16 protein-coding genes are annotated in these 20,402 nt (G+C 64.2%); 7 read left to right on the top strand and 9 right to left on the bottom strand.

Annotation, left to right across the window (positions count from 1 at the left end; translation table 11 throughout):
• Window positions 1–15 precede the first annotated feature (15 nt).
• Entirely contained in the window at window positions 16–822 is an 807-nt protein-coding gene (locus V1Y59_RS09890) for a mycofactocin-coupled SDR family oxidoreductase (RefSeq protein ID WP_330504948.1), read from the bottom strand.
• Between the two features lie 345 nt (window positions 823–1,167).
• On the opposite strand from V1Y59_RS09890, the gene V1Y59_RS09885 reads away from it, so the two are divergent.
• The 7 genes from V1Y59_RS09885 (at window position 1,168) to V1Y59_RS09855 (ending at window position 10,341) form a co-directional block, all read left to right on the top strand.
• Complete coding sequence (locus tag V1Y59_RS09885; RefSeq protein WP_330504684.1) at window positions 1,168–2,412, top strand: ABC transporter substrate-binding protein; 1,245 nt, start codon at window positions 1,168–1,170, stop codon at window positions 2,410–2,412.
• Window positions 2,413–2,457: 45 nt separating this feature from the next.
• The gene (locus V1Y59_RS09880) at window positions 2,458–5,229 is read left to right on the top strand and encodes a branched-chain amino acid ABC transporter permease/ATP-binding protein (RefSeq protein ID WP_330504683.1); all 2,772 of its coding nucleotides are present in this window, start codon (window positions 2,458–2,460) and stop codon (window positions 5,227–5,229) included.
• Window positions 5,226–5,993: an ABC transporter ATP-binding protein gene (locus V1Y59_RS09875; protein ID WP_330504681.1), complete on the top strand. Its 768-nt coding sequence runs from the start codon at window positions 5,226–5,228 to the stop codon at window positions 5,991–5,993. Before V1Y59_RS09880 ends, V1Y59_RS09875 begins: the two co-directional genes overlap by 4 nt.
• Before the next feature lie 122 nt (window positions 5,994–6,115).
• Window positions 6,116–7,393: an ABC transporter substrate-binding protein gene (locus V1Y59_RS09870; RefSeq protein ID WP_330504680.1), complete on the top strand. Its 1,278-nt coding sequence runs from the start codon at window positions 6,116–6,118 to the stop codon at window positions 7,391–7,393.
• 238 nt (window positions 7,394–7,631) lie between these two features.
• Window positions 7,632–7,985, top strand: a complete 354-nt coding sequence (locus V1Y59_RS09865) for a DUF485 domain-containing protein (RefSeq protein ID WP_330504678.1) — start codon at window positions 7,632–7,634, stop codon at window positions 7,983–7,985.
• On the top strand, window positions 7,978–9,564 hold the full coding sequence (locus V1Y59_RS09860; RefSeq protein WP_330504676.1) for a solute symporter family protein: 1,587 nt from the start codon (window positions 7,978–7,980) through the stop codon (window positions 9,562–9,564). The genes V1Y59_RS09865 and V1Y59_RS09860 overlap by 8 nt, the downstream gene beginning before the upstream one ends.
• Before the next feature lie 24 nt (window positions 9,565–9,588).
• Window positions 9,589–10,341: an SDR family NAD(P)-dependent oxidoreductase gene (locus V1Y59_RS09855; protein WP_330504674.1), complete on the top strand. Its 753-nt coding sequence runs from the start codon at window positions 9,589–9,591 to the stop codon at window positions 10,339–10,341.
• A 400-nt stretch (window positions 10,342–10,741) separates the two neighbouring features.
• On the opposite strand, the gene V1Y59_RS09850 is transcribed toward V1Y59_RS09855, so the two are convergent.
• The 8 genes from V1Y59_RS09850 to V1Y59_RS09815 all read right to left on the bottom strand — a co-directional run bounded on the left by V1Y59_RS09850 (window position 10,742) and on the right by V1Y59_RS09815 (window position 20,396).
• Window positions 10,742–11,251, bottom strand: a complete 510-nt coding sequence (locus V1Y59_RS09850; protein ID WP_330504672.1) for a nuclear transport factor 2 family protein — start codon at window positions 11,249–11,251, stop codon at window positions 10,742–10,744.
• A 48-nt stretch (window positions 11,252–11,299) separates the two neighbouring features.
• Entirely contained in the window at window positions 11,300–12,160 is an 861-nt protein-coding gene (locus V1Y59_RS09845; protein WP_330504671.1) for an LLM class F420-dependent oxidoreductase, read from the bottom strand.
• A gap of 32 nt (window positions 12,161–12,192) precedes the next feature.
• Window positions 12,193–13,110 (bottom strand): ABC transporter permease, encoded by a 918-nt coding sequence (locus V1Y59_RS09840; RefSeq protein ID WP_330504670.1) that lies wholly within the window; start codon window positions 13,108–13,110, stop codon window positions 12,193–12,195.
• A 105-nt stretch (window positions 13,111–13,215) separates the two neighbouring features.
• Window positions 13,216–15,753, bottom strand: a complete 2,538-nt coding sequence (locus V1Y59_RS09835) for an ATP-binding cassette domain-containing protein (RefSeq protein ID WP_431309148.1) — start codon at window positions 15,751–15,753, stop codon at window positions 13,216–13,218.
• 336 nt (window positions 15,754–16,089) lie between these two features.
• Complete coding sequence (locus tag V1Y59_RS09830; protein WP_330504668.1) at window positions 16,090–17,214, bottom strand: substrate-binding domain-containing protein; 1,125 nt, start codon at window positions 17,212–17,214, stop codon at window positions 16,090–16,092.
• A gap of 162 nt (window positions 17,215–17,376) precedes the next feature.
• On the bottom strand, window positions 17,377–17,850 hold the full coding sequence (locus tag V1Y59_RS09825) for a MaoC family dehydratase (protein ID WP_330504666.1): 474 nt from the start codon (window positions 17,848–17,850) through the stop codon (window positions 17,377–17,379).
• Between the two features lie 49 nt (window positions 17,851–17,899).
• Window positions 17,900–18,790 carry an HpcH/HpaI aldolase/citrate lyase family protein gene (locus V1Y59_RS09820; RefSeq protein ID WP_330504665.1) on the bottom strand — a complete coding sequence of 297 codons (891 nt, stop codon included), beginning with the start codon at window positions 18,788–18,790 and terminating at the stop codon, window positions 17,900–17,902.
• A 37-nt stretch (window positions 18,791–18,827) separates the two neighbouring features.
• The gene (locus tag V1Y59_RS09815) at window positions 18,828–20,396 is read right to left on the bottom strand and encodes an acyl-CoA carboxylase subunit beta (protein ID WP_330504664.1); all 1,569 of its coding nucleotides are present in this window, start codon (window positions 20,394–20,396) and stop codon (window positions 18,828–18,830) included.
• Window positions 20,397–20,402: the final 6 nt, after the last annotated feature.

Here is a 20,402-nt window from a genome sequence, read left to right as displayed (position 1 = left end):
GGTAGCTTGCCTTGCCTACCGATTGGCACGACCGAGATCCACAGGCAACTGGACGCCTGTGACATGCCGCGCTTCATCCGACGCCAGCCAGGCGATCGCGGCGGCGATGTCCTCGGCCTGACTGATGCGGTCCGGGAGCGTCCCCTGATAAAAGGGCGCGTAGGCCGGAGTCGCTTCGAGCTGAGGGTGCAGTTCGGTTACCTTGAGACCGGTCTCCACGCCGAACGGATGGATCGAGTTCACCCTGATCCGATACAGACCGAGTTCGTTGGCCAGCACTTTCGCCAAGCCGGTCACCCCGTGCTTCGCCGAGACGTAGTCGGCCAGCAAGGGCAGCCCGCGCAGGCCCGCCGTCGAACTGACGAACACGATCGACCCCCCGGTGGCCTGTGCGATCATCGACGGAATGGCGGCCTTGGCCGTATAAAAGGCGCCGGTCAGGTTCACCCCGATCGAGGCCTCCCAGTTCTCCGGGGTGATCTCCCAGGCCTGCGCAGCGGTCGTCATCCCCGCGTTGGCCACCACGACGTCGAGCCGGCCGAGTTCGGCAACCCCGCGCCGTACCGCGTCCTGCATGCCCGCGAAGTCACGGACATCGGTCTGCGAGGCCACGATTCGGCGGCCGCGCTCCTCGACCAAACGCATCGTCTCGGCCAGATCCTCCGGGGACGACCCCGGATACTGCGTGGTCGGCAGATCCGCACAGATGTCGATCGCGATCACATCAGCACCCTCGGCGGCCAGTCGTACCGCCACGGCGCGACCCTGACCCCGAGCAGCACCGGTCACCAGCGCAACCTTTCCGACAAATCGTCGGTCCACCGGGCCCGACGGAACCTGCACCGACTGAACGGCTGGGATTTCACTTGTGGTCACGGTCTCACTCCTACCTACTCAGCAATACATGTATGACTACGTTAACTTGCAACAACTCAAGCAGGGGCCGGTTTCCGCTACGTCGGAAACAACACCCTCGGCCCCGCATACACCGGCATCGACAAGTAGTTCGAGATCGCGAAAGTCGCGCAAAGTGGTGACATCTTCACGCCCGTTGTGCCATAGTGACTCATCACACATAGTTATCTAGGTCATCTACGCGAGATAAGAGGCGCGCAACGCCTCGCCGACTCGCAGCCCGTCCGACCTGGCGAATCGAAAAGGAATCAGATGAATCCCCTTCGCGGACTTCGTCCCGGCAAAGTGCTGACCGCGACCACGGCGGCCGTGGCGCTGACGTTCCTGGCCGCCTGCACCGACGAGAGCGACTCGGCGTCGAGCGAGTCCGGTGTCGCCCAACCGTCCGCGTCGTTCCCCGGCAACACCGCAGCCGGCACACCGATCAAGATCGGATTGATCAACAACGAAGGTGGGCAGGCGATCTCGGAGCCGGACAATCGGATGGCCGCCGAGGCGGCCGCTGAGTACGCCAACGATCAGCTCGGCGGCATCGGTGGTCACCCGATCGAACTCGTCACCTGCCTCAATGCCGAGGAACCGGCATCTGCCCGTGACTGCGCCAACCGCATGGTGGAGAGCGAGGTGTCGGCCGTGGTGGTCACCACGACCGGACAGGGCGACATCTTGGTACCGATCATCACCGGCGCCGACATCCCCTACGTCTCCGCGGCGGGCCAGAGCATGCAGGAGTTGACCAGCGACAATTCCTTCCTGTGGTCGGGTGGCTTCCCGTCGAGCCTGCAAGCGATGGCCCAACACGCCAAGAGCGAGGGCATGCAGAACGTCACCGCGTACACCATCGATGTGCCGGCCGCCGTGAGCGGTCTCCAGTCGTTCGGCAAGGCCGCCTTCGAGGCGAACGGCGTGGCGCTGGAGATCGTCACGATTCCGCCGGGTACCCCGGACTCCACCCCGCAGGTCAGTGCCGGACTGGCCGACTCACCGGAAGGGGTCGTGATCGTCGGCGAGGGAACGCTGTGCACGTCGGCGCTGAAGTCCTTGGGCACACTGGGATACAGCGGCGAGAAGATGGGCATTCAGGCCTGCGCGACGCCGGACATCGTCGCCTCCGTCGGCCCGTCCATCGACGGAACGAAGATCTTCACCGCCGCGATGACCAGTGGTGACGACCCCGAGGCCCAGCTGTATCGGAGTGTCATCGAGCAGTACAACCCCGATACGGACATCTCCGGATACGCCTACGTCGGCTACCAGGGCGTCCTCGGACTGGTCCGTGCGACGGCGTCCCTCGACGGCACCGACACCTCACCCGCGGCGGTCTCGGCCGCGATCCGGTCGGCGCGCGACGTGGTATTGCCGGCCGGTGACGGCCTGACATTCACGTGTGACGGGAGCGCGAACCCGCAACTGCCCGCCGTGTGTGGCAAGGGCTCGGTGGTCGCCACCCTCGAGGACGGCACCTTGACCGACGCCTCGGTCGTCGGTGGCCAGTAACACACCGGCACACCCCATCCAGTTACCAGCCTCAAAGAGGTTCCGATGACACAAGACATCCAATTCCTGTTGCTGGGCTTGGGAAATGGCGCAGTCTACGCAGCGCTTGCTCTCGCCCTCGTGATGACCTACCGCAGTTCTGGGGTCGTCAACTTCGCCACCGGTGCGGTCGCACTGTATGTCGCCTACACCTACGCCTACCTTCGCGGTGGTGAACTGCTGATCCCGATCCCGGGGTTCCCCACCACACTCGATCTCGGTGGGCCGCTGGGTCTGTTCCCGGCCATGGTGATCTCGCTGCTGATCGCGGCCGGACTGGGCGCTCTGCTCTACTTCGCGGTGTTCCGACTGCTGCGCACGGCACCTGCCACCGCGAAAGCGGTCGCCTCGATCGCGCTGATGCTGGCCATCCAGGCATTGCTAGCCGCACGCATCGGCACCACACCGGTCACCGTCGACCCGATCCTGCCGACCGGCATCGTCGAGATCGGTGACATCCGGGTGCCGGCCGATCGGCTCTGGTTCGCCGGACTCATCGTGGTCATCACCATCCTGCTGATCCTGGCGTTCCGCCTCACCCGCTTCGGGTTGGCGACCCGGGCGGCAGCAGAGACCGAGACCGGCGCGCTGGTCACCGGGTTGTCACCGGAGCGGATCGCCTATGCCAATTGGGCGTTGAGCACGATGGTCGCGGGCCTCTCGGGTATCCTGATCGCCCCGATCGTTCCGCTCATCCCGGTCTCGTACACGCTGTTCATCGTGCCGGCTCTCGCCGCCGCGCTGGTCGGCAACTTCAGCGCAATCGGACCGGCCGTCGCAGCGGGACTCGGTATCGGCGTGCTGCAGTCGGAGATGACGCATCTGCAGTCCACGGTCGACTGGATTCCGCAATCGGGTGTCTCCGAACTGATCCCCTTGGTCATCATGCTGGTGTTCCTGGTGTTCCGCGGAAAGCCGCTGCCCACCCGCGGAGCGATCATCCAGAACACCCTGGGCGTCGCGCGCAGGCCGAGAAATGTGGCGGTGATCGCCGCCGTATGGACCATTGTCGCCCTCGGATTCCTGCTGTTCACCGAGGGCAGCTATCGCGGTGCGATCATCATGACGTTCACGCTGGCCATCATCGCCCTCTCGCAGGTCGTCGTGACCGGGTTCGCCGGGCAGATCTCGCTGGCACAGTTGACTCTCGGTGGTGTTGCAGCGTTCATGCTCAGCAGGTTCACCATGGACATGGGTATCCCGTTCCCCATCGCCCCGATTCTGGCCGCGCTCGTCGCGACGATTGTCGGCGTCGTGGTCGGCCTTCCGGCGCTACGGATCCGGGGCTTGCCGGTGGCTGTCGTGACGCTGGGCCTGGCGGTGTTCTTGGAAGCCTTCTGGTTCCGCAACAACAGCCTCAATGGCGGCATCGACGGCGCCAAAGTCGAACCTCCGTCGCTGTTCGGCATCGATTTGGGCATCGGCGTCGGCGATTCGTACCCGCGTATCTCGTTCGGAATCGTCTGCCTCGTCGTCCTGGTGGTTCTCGCGCTGGCCGTGGTGGCACTGCGCACCAGTCGTCTGGGCGCGTCGATGCTCGCGGTTCGAGCGAACGAGCGTTCCGCCGCCGCGTCGGGGATCAACGTGTCCGGCATCAAGCTCGTCGCCTTCGCCATCGGCGCCTTCATCGCGGGTATCGGCGGCTCGCTGATGGCCTATCAACAAACCATGGCGGTCCCGGAAGCGTTCACCGCGATCGGCGGCATCGCGATGTTCGCGATCTGCTACCTGGCAGGCATCACCTGTGTATCCGGCGCCATGCTGGCGGGTGTGATGGGTGCGGGTGGCATCATGTTCGTGTTCCTCGACCGTGTGGCCAACGTCGGTGAGTACTACCACGTGATCACGGGAATCCTGTTGGTGGTCACCATCATCGCCAGCCCAGAGGGCATCATCTCTGATGTCTACAAGCGGATCGACCAGGTGAAGGCGCGCTTCGGCAGGTCGACGGACGCAGACACGAACACCGATCTCGACGTGACTCTCGCGGCCGATGATGTCACGCCTTCGGGGCCCGCTCGCGAAGTCGGCGAGGTGATCTTCGCCGCCCAGGGCGTCGGGGTCCACTACGGCGGTATCACCGCACTCGACGACGTGTCATTCGAGGTGCGCGAGGGCGAGATCATCGGCCTCATCGGGCCCAACGGTGCCGGTAAGACCACCTTCATCGACGCGGTCAGCGGGTTCGCGGATTCCGACGGCCGAGTCAGTCTCGAGGGCCGACCGCTCGCGAAGATGCGGCCGCATCAACGGAGCCGAGCCGGTCTGGGTCGGACCTTCCAGGGTATCGATCTGTACGACGACCTGTCGGTCGGCGAGAACGTCGAGGTCGGCACCACAGCATCACGGCATCGGCGATCCGGTCGACCACCACTGGACTCTGCTCAGATGACCAGACTCTTCGAGGTGTTGCACCTCGACAAGGTGATCGATCGGCCGGTCCGCGAACTCTCCCAGGGACAGCGGCAATTGGTTTCCGTCGCACGAGCTCTGGCCGGGCGGCCACGCGTGGTGCTCCTCGACGAACCCGCAGCCGGTCTCGATACCACCGAAAGTCAGTGGCTCGGCCGACGTCTCCGAGCGATCCGGGACAACGGCACCACCATCGTGATGGTCGACCACGACATGGAACTGGTTCTCGACGTGTGCGACCGGATCGTGGTGCTCGATCTCGGACGACCCATCGCCGTCGGCACACCCGACGAGGTACGCCGCAATCCGGACGTCACCCGTGCCTACCTCGGCGCCACCCATAGCGGACAGGAGTTGCACGCATGACCACGGTACTTCGATGCGACGATCTCGCCGCCGGTTACACGAAGGGCAGGCCCTGCGTGCGCGGCCTCGATCTCGAACTGAACAAGGGAGAGATCCTGGCGATGCTGGGCCCCAACGGCGCCGGCAAGACCACCGTGCTTCTCACCCTGTCGGGTCTCATCCCGAGTCTCGGGGGTTCGGTTGAGGTAGATGGCACGGCACTCAAGAGCGGCGACGCGCGGGGCACCTCGCGTGCCGGTCTGGTTCTCGTTCCCGACAATCGGGCGTTGTTCACTACGCTGACGGTCGCCGAGAACCTGCGGCTGGCCGTGTCGAGTCGTCGCAGGTGGACGAGTGAGCGGGACCGAATCCTCAACTACTTTCCCGGTTTGCGTGATCGACTGAAAGTCGCCGCCGGTGCACTGTCGGGCGGCGAGCAGCAGATGCTGGCCATCGGCCGTGCGCTGGCACAGAATCCGAATGTGTTGCTCATCGACGAGATGAGCATGGGCCTGGCGCCGGTCATCGTTGAACGTCTCCTCCCGGTGATGAGACAGGTTGCCGATGACACCGACACGGCAATCGTCCTGGTGGAACAACACGTCGCACTCGCGCTCGAGGTCGCCGACACCGCCATGGTTCTGCGCCACGGAGAAAAAGTACTCGAAGACGACGCCGACGTGCTCAAAGCAGATCCCCTACGGATCGAACAGGCCTACCTCGGGGACGACACAGATCCCGAGGGCGGCGTGCCCGCGTCCGCCACCGCCGACACCGTCACCTGATCCCCCTGAGAAACCTTGGCCCGAAGAACCAGCGAAGCAGTTCATTTCGCGCATGCACACGGAACGACAAGTCCAGATGACAGATGAAACACGGCATGTGCCGTCCGTCGAAAGGTAAACCCATGAAGACCGCTCGTCGAACCAGGAGACTGCGGCTGGCCGCAGCCGTCGCGGCCGCAACAGTGGTGTTCGCGACCATGACCGCGTGCAGCAGCGACGATGAGGACAGCTCCGCCGACGGCGGGAGTGGCGAATCGAGCGCCGCAGTACCCTCCGGCGCCTACGCCGGCAACGCCGCCTCAGGTGAACCGGTGAAGATCGGCCTCATCACCAACGAGGGCGGGCAGGCCATCTCACAGCCCGAAACACGAGAGGCTGCCGAAGCAGCCACCGAGTATGCGAATGCTAACCTCGGTGGAATCGCCGGCCGCCCGATCGAACTGGTGGTGTGCAAAACACAAGAAGAACCCACGGCCGCACGCAACTGCGCCAATCAGATGGTCGAGCAGAACCTGCCTGCAGTCGTGGTCACCAGCACCGGGCTCGGCAGCATCATCAACCCCATCATCACCGGTGCGGGCATTCCCTACGCCACCGCCCTCGGCGGTAGTCCCGCGGAGATCATGAGCGAGAACTCCTTTGTGTGGACCGCCGGGTCCAACACGTCGCAGGCGATGGCCGCCTACGGCAAGGAACAAGGCTGGCAGACCGCTGTCGCCTACAGCATCGACAGCCCGGCGGCGACCGGATCGCTGGAACGCATGGGCGGTCCGGCCTTCCGGGCCAACGGTATGGAGTTCGAGCTCATCACCATCCCCTTCGGTTCTCCCGACGCCACCCCGCAGGTGAGCGCAGGCCTCGACAAGGACCCTCAGGGGGTGCTCGTCTACGGTGAATCCACTGTCTGCACCTCGGTCCTCAAGGCCCTGAGCACACTGGGATCGACGGCCCAGCCGATCTCACCGCAGACGTGTGCGGCTCCCGAGGTCGTCTCGGCCGTCGGCCCGGCCGCGGTGGAGGACATGAAGATCTTCAGCAGCGGCGACTCGGTCTCCGACAACCCCGAGTCGGTCCTGTTCCGCGAGATCATGGCCGAATACGCCCCCGACACCCCCATCGAGGGGTTCGCCGTCACCGGGTATCAGAGCATGCTCGGCTTCGTGCGGGCTGTTCAGGGACTCAACGGTGAGGTCACCAAGCAGACCGTCGGCGACGCACTGCGCAACGCCAAGGACGTACCACTGCCCGCAGGCGACGGAATCACCTTCACCTGTAACGGCACCGCGATCCCGGGCATGCAGGCCATCTGCGGCAACAAGATGATCGTGCTCACCATGAAAGACGGCAAGTTGACCGATCCGGAACCGGTAAGCGTGGTTCCGCCGCAGCAACAGCCGTGACAGCGAGGCTGTCTGTTCGCTGACCACCTCCACCACCGCGGCACCCGATTCACTCGGGTGCCGCGGTCGTGTGCGCTCTGTCCTACGTCGCCTTCGACCAACACTCGACAAACAAACGCACGTTCGTTATCGTGACGAAGGCAACGCCATCTTCCAGAACCGAACCCGGTCACATGCGGGACGAAAACCCGTTGCAAGCCGGTCGCTGGACATCGCCCACACGAGGAGCAGCACGGACATGGACGACACCACCGCACCACAGCCAAACTGGAGTGAGATCTGGGAAGGGACGCCGATGCGGCGCCTCCGCGATGACCGCAGGTCCTTCTTCGCACTGGCATGGTCGGTGTTCTCCACAGCATTCTGCCTACTTCTGGGCTTCGTCGCGTTCGCACCCGACATCGTGTCTCGCAGACCCATCCCTGGTTTGAGCATCGGCATCATGCTGGGCCTGCTGTATGTCGTCACCGTGATGGCACTGGGCGCGTGGTACGTGCGGCGCGCACGACGCTGGGATCAACTCGCCGACGACGTGCTGACACAGACGGAAGGTCTCACCGAGATTCGGAAGACAGGTGCCCCCGATGCGTGATGGTTTCAACTTCACCGCGGTCGTAGTGACTGTCGGACTCCTGTGCATCACATTCGTTGCCACCTACTACGCCTCCCGCCGCACCCGGACATCCGCCGAATTCTGGACTGCCGGCGGTCAGATGACCGGACGCAAGAACGGGATTGCCATTGCGGGCGACTTCCTGTCGTCCGCCTCGCTGCTCGGTTACGCAGGGCTCGCCTACATGTACGGCATGGATGGGGTCATGTACGCCGTCTTCGCGTGCGGAATCTTCTTGATGGTGTTGTTCCTGATCGCCGAGAAGTTGCGCAATCTCGGCAGATTCACCTTCGCGGACGCATTGGCGACCCGACTGCGTTCCGGTCCTGTCCGGATAGTCTCGGCCATCTCGACGCTCTTCATCTGCATCTTCTACCTGCTTGCCCAGTTGGTGGCCGGTGGCGTCCTGATGGAGGCCCTCGCCGGCATCGATTTCACGTGGGGCGTCGTCATTGCCGCAGTCCTCATGTTGACCTACGTGCTCTTCGGCGGAATGCTGGCGACCACGTGGCTGCAGATCATCAAGGCCGTCTCCCTGATGTCGGTCGTCGCACTCTTGGTGTTGCTGGTGCTGATCCGCATCGACCCCAACCCGTTGAACATCATCGAATCCGCGGTTGCGCAGAGCTCCTACCTGGACGAATACCTCGCGACCGGCAACTCGTTCGGTGGCGCGTGGAACATCGTCTCGATGGCGGTGGCCGTCACCTTGTCGGCCGTCGGCCTCCCCCATGTCCTGATGCGATTCTTCACCGTCCCCGACGCCGTGCAGGCGCGGAGCTCGGCGATCTGGGCCATCAGTTTGATCGGCGGCTTCAATGTTCTCATCGCATTTCTGGGGATCGCCGCGCGTGCGGCGCTGGGCACCGGCGGTGAGGAAGTCGCGGGAAAGGGCGGCAATCTCGCCCTTCCCGCCTTGACCGTGTGGCTCGGCGGCGGTGAAGGCTTCGCCGCCGACCTACTCCTGGCACTGGTTGTGGCGATCTCGATCGCGACGCTCCTCGCCGTGGCCTCCGGGCTCGTCCTCAGCGCCTCCAGCGCAGTCGCACACGACCTGTGGGCGAAGTCGTTTCATCGGCCCGAACGCGAGGAGATCACGGTCGGCCGCGTCGCTGCCGTGGCGCTGGTCCTCATCACCGTCGGAGTGACGCTGGTCATCGGCAGTGCACAAAACGTCACCTTTCTGGCGACACTGGCCACCGCAACCGCCGCCAGCTCCAACTTCCCGGTTCTGATCATGACGATGCTCTGGCGTCGGATGCGCACTCTCGGTGCGGTCGTCGGTGCGTTGTCGGGACTCGTCACATCGCTGGTGCTTATCGTGACCGGCCCCCTGGTGTGGCCGAGCCTGGCTCCGCTGGTATCCGATTCGCTGTCGACCACCGCACCATTTCCTCTCGCGTTCCCGATCCTGTTCTCGGTTCCGGCCGGGTTCCTCGGCTGCGTGATCGGCAGTTACCTCAGCCGCGAGAAGCCCGACGAGCTCGCATTCGACGAAATGCAGGTGCGCGCTCTGACTGGCGCTGGTCTCGACACCACGAAAACGCTGACCCACTGACCCCGCCCGAGCACAGGAGGCCATGTGACCGAGAGCTCGCTTCGTCCGCACCACGCGCGGATGCGCGGTGTCGTGACCGGTGCCGGCAGCGGAATCGGCCGGTCATGCGTTGAATTATTCTCTCGCCATTCGATTCTCGTCGAGGCATGGGATCTGCAGCCGGAGCACCGACTTGAAAGTGACGGTCTGTCAGAAGTCACCCGGCGAACCGTCGACGTCACCGACGAGGACTCGGTACGCACCGCCGCTGCGGCCGCGATGGCCGAGGGAGACATCGACTTTCTGGTCAACTCCGCGGGCATGTTCCTGCTGGACGAACTCGCCACGGTGCCGATCCCCGAGGTGAAGACTCTCTTCGACGTCAACGTCGTCGGCACCTCCATCGTCACCCAGTCGCTGCTTCCTGCGCTTCAAGCCAGTCGCGGCAGCGTGGTGAACATCGCCAGCACGGTGGCCATTCGATCATCGGCGTCGAACTCCCACTATTCCGCATCCAAGGCTGCGGTGGCACACCTGACACGTTGCTGGGCACGGGAACTCGCACCACGCGTACGTGTCAACGCGGTGGCCCCGGGACCGACGAACACCCCGCTGTTCCGCACCGCGGGCATGACCGACACCGAAGAGTCCGCGATGCTCGCGAGCCGCGCTGCAGCCAACCCGATGGGCCGGCTCGGCCAGCCTGACGAGATCGCGGACTGGATCGGTCGGTTCGCCGTCGAGGCTTCCTGGATCACCGGAGCCGTCCTCCCCATCGACGGAGGCATGTCGCTGTAGCGAACTCGCTTCACCCGGTTTTGGGGTCTTGGGCCACGGTCCACAGCATCTATCAGCCCTCTACTGTCCGTGAAGGTTACAACCGAGTCCGTAGCTTTCACGAAGCCGAGCAACGTGCTGTTGCGCTTCGTCAAGCCATTCTCGTTCTGCGAACGTCTCACGGGCCGGCCGACCACGCAAGGAGATCTGATATCTCAGGTCTGCGGCAACTCTCTCGATCTCACGTACGAGCAGCACCGCTTGGCGGCTTGACACATCTGTGACGTAGGTGCGCTGGCAGCGCCGGTCACAGACAGACGCCTGGTCCGGCAGAAGGATTGGGTCAGCCACATCTACTTCCGCCGGACCAGGCGTCGGGCCCACGTGGTGGGTCCTAGACCGAATCAGTCGACTGGATACGTCAGTCACGAAACGGCTGCTTGACCCAACCCTCTTCCCAGTTGGACACCTGATGGGTCTTGCCGAGGAGTTCCTGGAAGTACCACTTGCCATCCAGCTTGACGAACTGGTCGGTGTAGTTGATGGTCAGGATGACCGCGTCCTTCTCGGCCGGGTTGTCGGTCTTCTCGATGGTGCACAGGCACAGCAGGTAGAAGTATCCGATCGCGGTGTTGCGGTCCTGCGACACCTCGATGCGCGGCGCCATGACATAGTGCAGGGCCCAGGTGATGCGTTCGCTCAAAGCGCGGAAATGTGCCTTGATCTCGTCGCGGCCCACCATTGAGCCGCCTTCCCCGTCGACGACCCAGCGCCCGTCGGGCGCGAACTGTGCGGCAATGCCCTCGGGGTCGTAGTTGTTGTCGCACAAGCTCGCATAGCGATACTTCAGATCCTCGATGGCCTTGACGTCCTCGAGTCGGCCGAGTCGGTCAGCGAGATCGGTCAGGTCGATGGTGTCTGCAGCAGTCATGATGTACTCCTTTGTTGTTGATGGTGATTCGGTGACGTCAGGTGCTCATCAGCCGAGCTGGGCGAGAACCTTGGATACGGTCTCCAGGTTGCGCATGCCCTCGGCCGGGGAGTCCGCGGGATCGACCCACAGCACGGCGCGCTCGACGCCTTGCGCTCGGTACTTCTCCAGCACCGCCGCATCTGGTGGCGCTGACGCCACCGCGATACCCGCGGACGAGGGATCGCGCCCCGCTTCTTCCACGACACGACGGAACTGGGGGATCGTGTCCTCCAATGTCGGATCGGCCACCGGCGGAACCACGTACCAGGCATCCGCCCACTGGGCGGCATGGCGCATGGTGGTCGGCCCTGCTCCTCCGAGGTAGGTGCGGATCTCCCTACCCTGGAACGGTTTGGGCCACGCCCACGACGGCTCGAGCGATGCGATGTCGCCGGAGTAGCTGGCCTCGTCCTGCGACCACAGTGCCTGCATCACTTTGAGTTTGTCGCGGACGGTCGAGTAGCGCTTCTTCCAGTTGACGCCGTGCGCCTCGGCCTCTTCGACGTTCCAGCCGAATCCGACACCGCAGATCACGCGGCCGTTCGACAGGTGGTCGAGGGTGGCAAACTGTTTGGCCTTGGCGATGGGATCATGCTGAGCCAGCAGACAGACGCCGGTGCCGACCTTCAGCGTCTCGGTGCGGGCCGCCACCATCGACAGTGTCGTCATCTGGTCGTAGGTGCGCAGATAGAACTCGGGCAATCCGGGTCCGCCATACGCAACCGGGTACTCGGTGCGTCGCGACACCGGGAAATGTGTGTGTTCGGGCACGAACAGCGACTCGAATCCGTACGACTCCGCAGCCTGAGCGAATTCGATCGGGTCCGGCCCTCTATCGGTGAAGAAGTACACAACTCCGATTTCCATGGTTCTCGCCTTTCTCGAGTTGGAGGTTCGTCTTACGCGGACTGTTTGCCGCGCAGCGTCTGGATCAGCCGGCCGACATCCTGTTGCTGGACCGCGACCGCGACCGCGATCACCGCGGCCTGCACGAGATACTGCGTCGACGACGGCGCGCCGAGAGAGAACACCAGTTGGGTCAGCTGACTCAGGAACAACGCTCCGACCGCGGTCCCGAGGATGTTGCCCCGCCCGCCGGTGAGCGCGGTTCCGCCGACGACAACCGCCGCGATCGCAGGAAGCAGGTAGCTGTTGCCGGCATCGGTATTGGGCGTGCTCACGTACCCGGCCAGCAGCACACCGGCCCCGGCGTAACACAGTGCGGCAGCGCTGTATCCGCTGATCTTGATGCCGGAGGTACGCACACCGGCTACGCGTGCGGCGCGTTCGTTGGCGCCCACCGAGATGATTCGTCGGCCCCAGGTGGTGCGGCCGGTCGCGAACATCATCACGACCATCAGGAGTAGGGCGAGCCATACCGTGTGGGAGACCCCGAGGGACTTCTCCAACGAGAAACGCGCGACGTCATCGGGTACGCGCGTCGGGGTACCACCGGAGTACGCCAGCGCGGCACCCAACAGAACTGCATTCATCGCCAGGGTCGCCACCAACGGCGACACCGAGAACGCCGAGACCACGAACCCGTTGACCGCTCCGACGACGACCGCGATCACGGCCACCAGTACCAGAGCGATGAGGATGCTGCCGTGGTCGTTGGCGTACTTGCTGCTCACCAGCGCGCCAAGCGTCATCATCCCGGGCAGTGACAGATCGATACCCTTGAGCATCACGACGATGGTCTGCCCGATTGCTGCGATCGCAAGGATGCCGGCGTAGGGCAACAGTGAGTCGATCGCACTGCCCGACAACGTTCCCGGGGCGAGGAACCAGCTCAGGACGAACAGCGCGATGGTCACCGCGATGACCGAGGTCGTTTGGTTCGACGGGAGTCGGTGGCGGAGGTCATCCAGTGACCGGGTGCGTGACTCGCTAGTCGGCTGGGTGGAGGTGGACATGTCTGATCAGCTCCGCTCGGTGAGGGTTCGGGACTTGGAGTAGAACGCAGCCGCGACGATCGTCAGGCCGCCGAGCAGCCATTGCTGCCAGTAGAGGGGTAGCCCCAGGAACTGCACGACAGTGTTGATCTGAGTCACGAGGACCGCGCCCAGGAACGCGCCGATGAAGGAACCACGGCCGCCGAAGATCGATGCTCCACCGAGGACCGCGGCACCGATGCTGGCGAGTGTGTAGCTGTCGCCGATGCTGGCGTTGCCCGTACCCGACTGCACCATCAACAGGATCGCCGCGGGCACGATCAACACCGAGCACCCCACATAAGCGCCCAGGGTGACCCAACGGGTGCGCACACCGTTGCGCTCGGCGGTCGGTCCGGCAGAGCCAGTCGCCCGCAACTTGATCCCGAAGGTTGTTCGGAAGAGACAGTATTCGAGTACCACCGCGACCACGATGGCGACGACGGCCATCACCGGGACGAAACCCCACACGCCGGAGACGTAGGAGAGGAAGAACGGGTCGATCTGCCCGGCGGGCAAGGGGCGCATCAACAGTGCGAGTCCCTGCAGGGCGGTGAAGGTGACCAGGGTGGCGATGAGCGGATTGATCCGGACCACGGTGATCAGCGACCAGTTGACGGCACCCACCACCGCGGCGACCACCACCAATACGATCACACCCAGGATCATTCCCACCGGTGTTCGGTAGGCGGACAGAATGAATGAGGCCACCACCACCAGCAAGCCGGCGAGTGGACCGACCGAGAGATCGATACCGCCGATCATCATCACCACCTGTTGTGCGATGGCGAAGAAGGCGAGGGTGGCGAGCAGGGGTAGGACCAGACTGAAGTTGCGACCGGTGAGGTAGGTGTCACTCTGAGTGGCAGCGATGATGCCCAGGATGATCGTGGCGATCAACAGGATCGCGCCGGGCGTGAGGTCGCTGCGCGACATGCGATGCCAGAAGTTCACCCGGCCGGTGCCGGTGCCGGCCTTCTCGCGACTGTGCGTGGCGCTCAGGGCGGCTTGCGCGATCGCGTGTTCGTTCACGTCGTCGCCGACGAGCTCGCGGGCGATCTGTCCCCGAGAGAACACCAACACACGGTCGCAGAGTTGCTCGAGTTCGGCCGCCGAGGAGGACAAGACCACGATCGCCTTCCCGGCTGCAGCGGCCTTGCGCAGAATCGAGTAGATCTCTTCGCGCGCACCGATGTCGACGCCCTGGGTGGGCTCATCGGCGAGGATGACGTCGGAGTCGCTGAGCAGAACCCGGCTGAGCACCACCTTCTGCTGGTTGCCACCGGACAGCGTGGCGATGTCGACCTCGTCGTTGGGAGCCTTGACCCGCATCGACCGGAAAGTTTCTCCGGTGAGTTTGCGCTCGCGCATGCGGGACACGACGCCGGCGGTCGAGATCCGTCCCAGAGCCGACAGCGATGCGTTCTCGCGCAGGCTCAGACCTGAGAGCACACCTTCGACATGCCGGTCGTGGGTCAGATACGCGACACCCCCGTGCAGAGCGGCCGCCGGACTGGACGGATCGATCGTGCGATCCCCGACCCGGACCGTGCCCGAGTGCCCGCCGAGGCCACCGAGTGCGCGGAGGACGTCGCGCTGCCCCTGCCCCTCCACACCGGCGAACCCGACGATCTCGCCGGCCCGCACGGTGAGGTCGATCCCGTCGAATCGCTTGCCCGACAGGTCGGTGACCGCGAACAACTCCTCGCCCATGATCCTATCGGCACCAGTGACGCGGGTGAACGTTCGGTCGAGTTCACGTCCGACGACGAGGTTCACCACGTCCTGCTCGGTGACATCCTCGGCGTCGAAGCTGCCGACGAGCGCACCGTCCCGCAACACCGAGACCGTGTCGGCGATCTGCTTCACCTCGTTGAGGCGATGCGAGATATAGACGACGGCACCGCCGGCGGCGGTGTGTTCGGCGATCAGTGTGAACAACTCCGCCACGGCCGGGGGCAGAAGATGCTCGGTTGGCTCGTCGAGCACGATGACCTTCGGCCGCTCGGCCAGGGCTCGCGCGATCTCCACGACGAACCTCGCATCCGGGCGAAGCTCACGCACCGGTGTACGCGCGTCGATACTCGCGACCGAACTCCATCGCGCCAGGATCTCCTCTGCCCAGGCGATCTGGTCGCCAATGGCCGGGCGGGCATGGACTGGCATACCGAGCCGCATGTTTTCTGCCACCGTGAGATCGGGAAGCAGAGCCGGCTCCTGATAGACGATCGCCAGCCCCCGTTCGCGACACCAGGTCGGCGTCGGCGACTGCGTGCTCTCGCCGTCGATCTCGACGGTTCCCGAGTCGGCGTGGACCGAGCCGGCAGCGATACCGACCAGGGTCGACTTACCTGCGCCGTTCTGACCGACGAGCGCATGGATCTGCCCCTCCCGAACGGAGAGGGACACCGACTTGATCGCGTGCACACCGGGATACCGCTTGTCGACCTGGTCCAGTCTGAGCACAGTCCTGCCGGACGTTTCGTCCGCGACGCCGACCGCGGGTTCGACCGCAGACGGCGACATCGCGGTCGCGGCGCCCGTGGTCTGGCCGTCGCGCAACATGTCGACCATGTTCTTGTCCTATCTCCGAGGTGTCGAAGGCCGCCGGCTTCCCGGCGCCGCAATCGGATCGGCGGAAGCCATACCCGATGTTTACAGACGAACGTTTGCTCGTTTCTCAATGATTGTGACTCAGCACACTCGCCACGTCAACATGTGAGCTGTAGCGATCGCGCCGAATCGCGCACCACACCGTTGTGGGCCGCAAAACCGACGCCGCCGCCCCGGATCCGACAATGCGAATCCGGGGCGGCGGCGTGTGACCGAGCTATACGAAGCAGCCCGTGCCACAAGGTCGACCTACTGGAAGACCGCGGCCAGCTCGTCTGGCGACAGGTCCGAGGACAGATCGGCATCCGGCGGCAGATCGGGCTCACATGTCGGGAGCTTGCCGTTGACGGTGTCGACGAATGTCTCGAGTTCGAACTGCTCCGGCTCGTTGTCCGGCAGTTCGTTGACGGCAGCGAGGGCCTTTCGTGCCGCAATTCGCACTACGGTGGTCGTGCCGTCCAGCGTGAGCAATTGGAACTGCGGGTTCGCCTCGTGATTCTGAAGCCACATGCATCCGAGCTCGTTGTCGGTAGCAGATGTCGCGAGCGGAGGAATCGGCCTGCCCGCGTTGATGAATGCACGCAGCCCACCCTTCGAGGCCACGCCGTAGTCCGACACCATCGCATCGATCTGCGGATACTTGGCCAGAGCGCCCGACATCGCGCGCTGCTCATAGGCGGGATCCCAGTTCGATGGCTGCGGGTTCTGCGTCAGCGAGTCAAAGGGGTTGCCGATCTCTTTGTCGGTTTCCCAGAACCCATCCCACAGGGCCTCGGTCGAAGGACTGCCGCCCGGAAGGCCGCCGGAGAAGAGAACCTGCCCACCCTGGTCGAGTTGCGGCTGCAACCACCGAGCCATCGTGTCGCCCTCGGTGTCGAAGTCGTACTGGACATAGCCGTTGTAGTCCACCCCCACCTGACCGCCGGGATCGGCGATGTAAGGGACGACTGCCACCCCTGAACGATGTGCGTTCTGCAAAGCACTGAGCGCCTGGCTGCCGAAGTCGTCGTACGTGATGATCGCGTCGTAACCCTGCGCGACGTAGGAGTTGATGGCCGTGATGTATTTCTGCAGATCGCCATCGGCCTGGGTGTAATCCAGCGACACGTTCGGGCAGGCCGACAGCTCATCGGTCAACTCGGCCTGGGTGATCTTGCGCCAGGAGTTGGCGCCGAACCCCGCGACATGGGCGATCTTGACCGGGCCGTCTCCGCAGAGCTCTTCGATCGGCAGCGCTTCCCCGCCGTCGCCCGTGGAGGCCGCTCCACCACCGGCAGCCTCGGGAGGCGGGGTGGTCGTACAACCCACGATCCCTATGCCCGCGACCGCTGCGAGTGCCGCCACCACCAGGCGACGACGAGTGAACAGTTTCATCGGTTTCCTCGACTCTCAATACAGACGAACGTTTGCTCGTTAATTGATTGTGACCGACAACACTCTCGGCGTCAATGGTGTTCCACGACTTGATTGTTGCGCCGCGACAACAGGAACGCCGACCCAGTGTCACTGGGTCGGCGTTCCTGATCTGGTGAGCCGTCAGACGGCAGCGGAGGACTCTGCCGGCCGGCGGCGCAGCATCATCCCGGCGCGGCGAACGGTGCAGACCACCTCGCCACGCTGATTGAGTCCTCGATGTTCGAACCGGACGACTCCGCGATCCGGCTTCGACGATGACTCGCGGCGGGACAGGATCTCGGTCTCCACACGCAAGGTGTCCCCGATGAACACCGGATTGGGAAAGGTGATCTCCTCGAACCCCAGGTTTCCGAGTGTGGTGCCCAGTGTGGTGTCGCCGACCGGGATGCCCACGACCACACCGAGGGTGAAGACGCTGTTGACGAGAATCTGGCCGTGCTGGGTGGATTTCGCGAAATCGGCGTCGAGATGGAGCGGCTGAACGTTCATCGTCAGCGTGGTGAACAAGAGATTGTCGGTCTCGGTGACCGTTCTGGTCACATCGTGCTTGAGCGTGAGCTCCGGTTCGAGTTCTTCGAAGTAGAGTCCGGCCATGATGAGCTCCTAAGACAACAGGTTGGTGGACGAGCTGAGTGGTCCGCGGTCACGGGTTCGCGATGGAGTCGGCCAGGTCGACCACCCCTCGCGCGGTCTTGATGTGCGCGATGTCGACGTGTTCACCTTCGAACATCACCGCTGCTGATCCCTCACGTCGGGCGTCCTCGAACGCGTCGATCATCCGCCGGAATCGCTCCACCGCCTTGGGATCGGGCGCATAGACGTCGTTGGCGGTCGAGACATGCGACGGATGGATCAGGACTTGCCCGGCGAAACCCAGGCGGCGGTTCTGCTCAGCGAATGCGCGCAATCCGTCGAGGTCCTTGATCTCCTGCCACAGTCCGACGATCGGATGCGCCAGACCCGCTGCACGGCAGGCCAGCACCGCTTTGCTGCGGTAGTGCAGGGTTTCGAGCCCCTCGGGGGTCCATTCGAAGCCGACCTCGCGCGAGACGTCGGCATCCCGGGCAGCGGCGACCATCAATGATGCGACACGCGGATGGCAGGCCGCGATACGCTCACAGTTCACCAGGGACCGCGCGGTTTCCAGAGTCGGAATCAGCTCAGTACTTCCCCGCGGTATGCCTGCGGCGATCTCGAAATGATCGAGCAGGGCGGCGAAATCGAGCACCTCACGGTCGTCGTAGACCTTTGGAAGCAGTAGTCCGGACACCCCAGGCCCTACCACGGCACCCAGATCGGCGCCGAAGTGCTCGGTGTCCAGCGGGTTGGGCCGGATCAGGATCGTGGTCTGCGGGAAGTCGCGGCGCAGCGACTCGATCGACTGCGCCACCTCGATTCGCGCCTCGGCTTTGCTGTCCTCGGGCACCGAGTCCTCGAGGTCCAGGATGATGGCGTCAACGCCTGTCCGAGCGGCCTTCTCAGCCCATCCCGCTCGATGGGCGGGCACAAACAGCAGTGATCTCAGTGGTCTCATGATTGCTCACATTCCTTTGACGGCCGACGAGTTCACGTCAGACCGGGGTCACGCCGTTGCGACGGGCCGGTGCGGTGCGGTCTCGACGGACATAGAGCGCCAGACGTGCGGTCAGCTCGGCGCGCAGTTCGTTGGCAGGCACCACGGCCTCCACAGCGTTCTCGTTGGCGATCTTGAAGACGTCGATGCCGTCTGCGTATTCGGCCTGCTTCTCAGCGATGAACGCGGCACGCTCGTCGGGATCCTCGATCGCCTGGATGCGGTTGAAGTGAATACCGTTGACTGCGGCATCGGGACCCATCAGCGCAGGCTTTGCGGTGGGCAAGGCGATGAGCGCGTCCGGTTGCATCGGCGCCCCCGACATCGCCAGATAGCCGCCGCCGTAGGCCTTGCGCAGCAGGACCGTGATGCGTGGGACGCGGGCCTCGGAGACGGCGAAGATCATCTTCGCCCCGTGACGAATGATGCCCTGGCGTTCGACCGCTGAGCCGATCATGTAGCCGGCGATGTCGACCAGGAAGAGGATCGGGATGTTGAAGGCATTACAGATCCAGATGAATCGTGCCGCCTTGTCCGAGGAGTCGGGGAAGATCACCCCGCCCTTCACTGTCGGCTGATTCGCCACCAATCCGACGCTGCGACCGTTGATCCGGGCGAACCCGGTCACCAGCTCAGGAGCAAACAGGTCCTTGTAGGGGAAGAAGGTGGAGTCGTCCACCAGTGCGTCGATCAGTTCGTGGATGTCGAAGACCTCCGACTCCACCTCCGGGACGATGTCCTTGATGGAGCGGCCGTCCGATGGATCGACCGGTTCGGTCATCGGCGGCTCTTGCTGCCAATTCGACGGCAGGTACGACAGCCATACGCGAATGGCCGAGATCGCCTCCTCGTCGTCGTCGACGAGGACGTCGCTCAAGCCCGACACCGTGGAGTGCATCTCGGCGCCGCCCATCTCCTCCAGCGTGACGTCCTCGCCGGTCACCATCTGGGCGAGACGCGGCGAACCCAGGTAGGCGGTGGCGTGTCCACGCACCATGATCGTCAGATCGCACAGTGCGGGAACGTATGCCGACCCTGCAGGAGAGGGCCCGAACAGTGCGCACACCTGTGGCACGCGGCCGGAGTACTGCACCTGGTTGTAGAAGATGTTGCCCCATGCCCGACGGCCGGCGAAGCTCTCGAACTGCTCATCGATACGGGCACCCGCCGAGTCGAACAGATAGACGATCGGGACTCCGGTCGAATCGGCGAGTTCCTGGGCCCGAATGATCTTCTCGAAGGTTCGCTTACCCCAGGTGCCCGCCTTGACGGTGTAGTCATTGGCAATCACCACGACATCTCGGCCGTCGACCTTGCCCACGCAAGTCACGACTGCGTCGCCCGGAAGGCCTTCGTCGTAGCGCGCGAGCAGACCGTCCTCGAAGGACCACCCGTCGTCGAACAGGAGCGCGAGTCGGTCGCGCACAAGCATCTTGCCCGCCTCGACCTGCTTGCGACGCTGCTTCTCGCTGCCGCCGAGGCGCGCCGCGGCCAGACGCGCGTCGAGTTCCTCGTGAGGCCCGAGCGCCTCGGCAGTGGTGTTGATCGACTCCGTTGTCTGTGTCATGTGGTC

Origin of the sequence: Gordonia prachuapensis (assembly GCF_036350515.1) — a bacterium.
Lineage (GTDB): Bacteria > Actinomycetota > Actinomycetes > Mycobacteriales > Mycobacteriaceae > Gordonia > Gordonia prachuapensis.
This window is presented reverse-complemented; position numbering and strand designations above follow the sequence as displayed.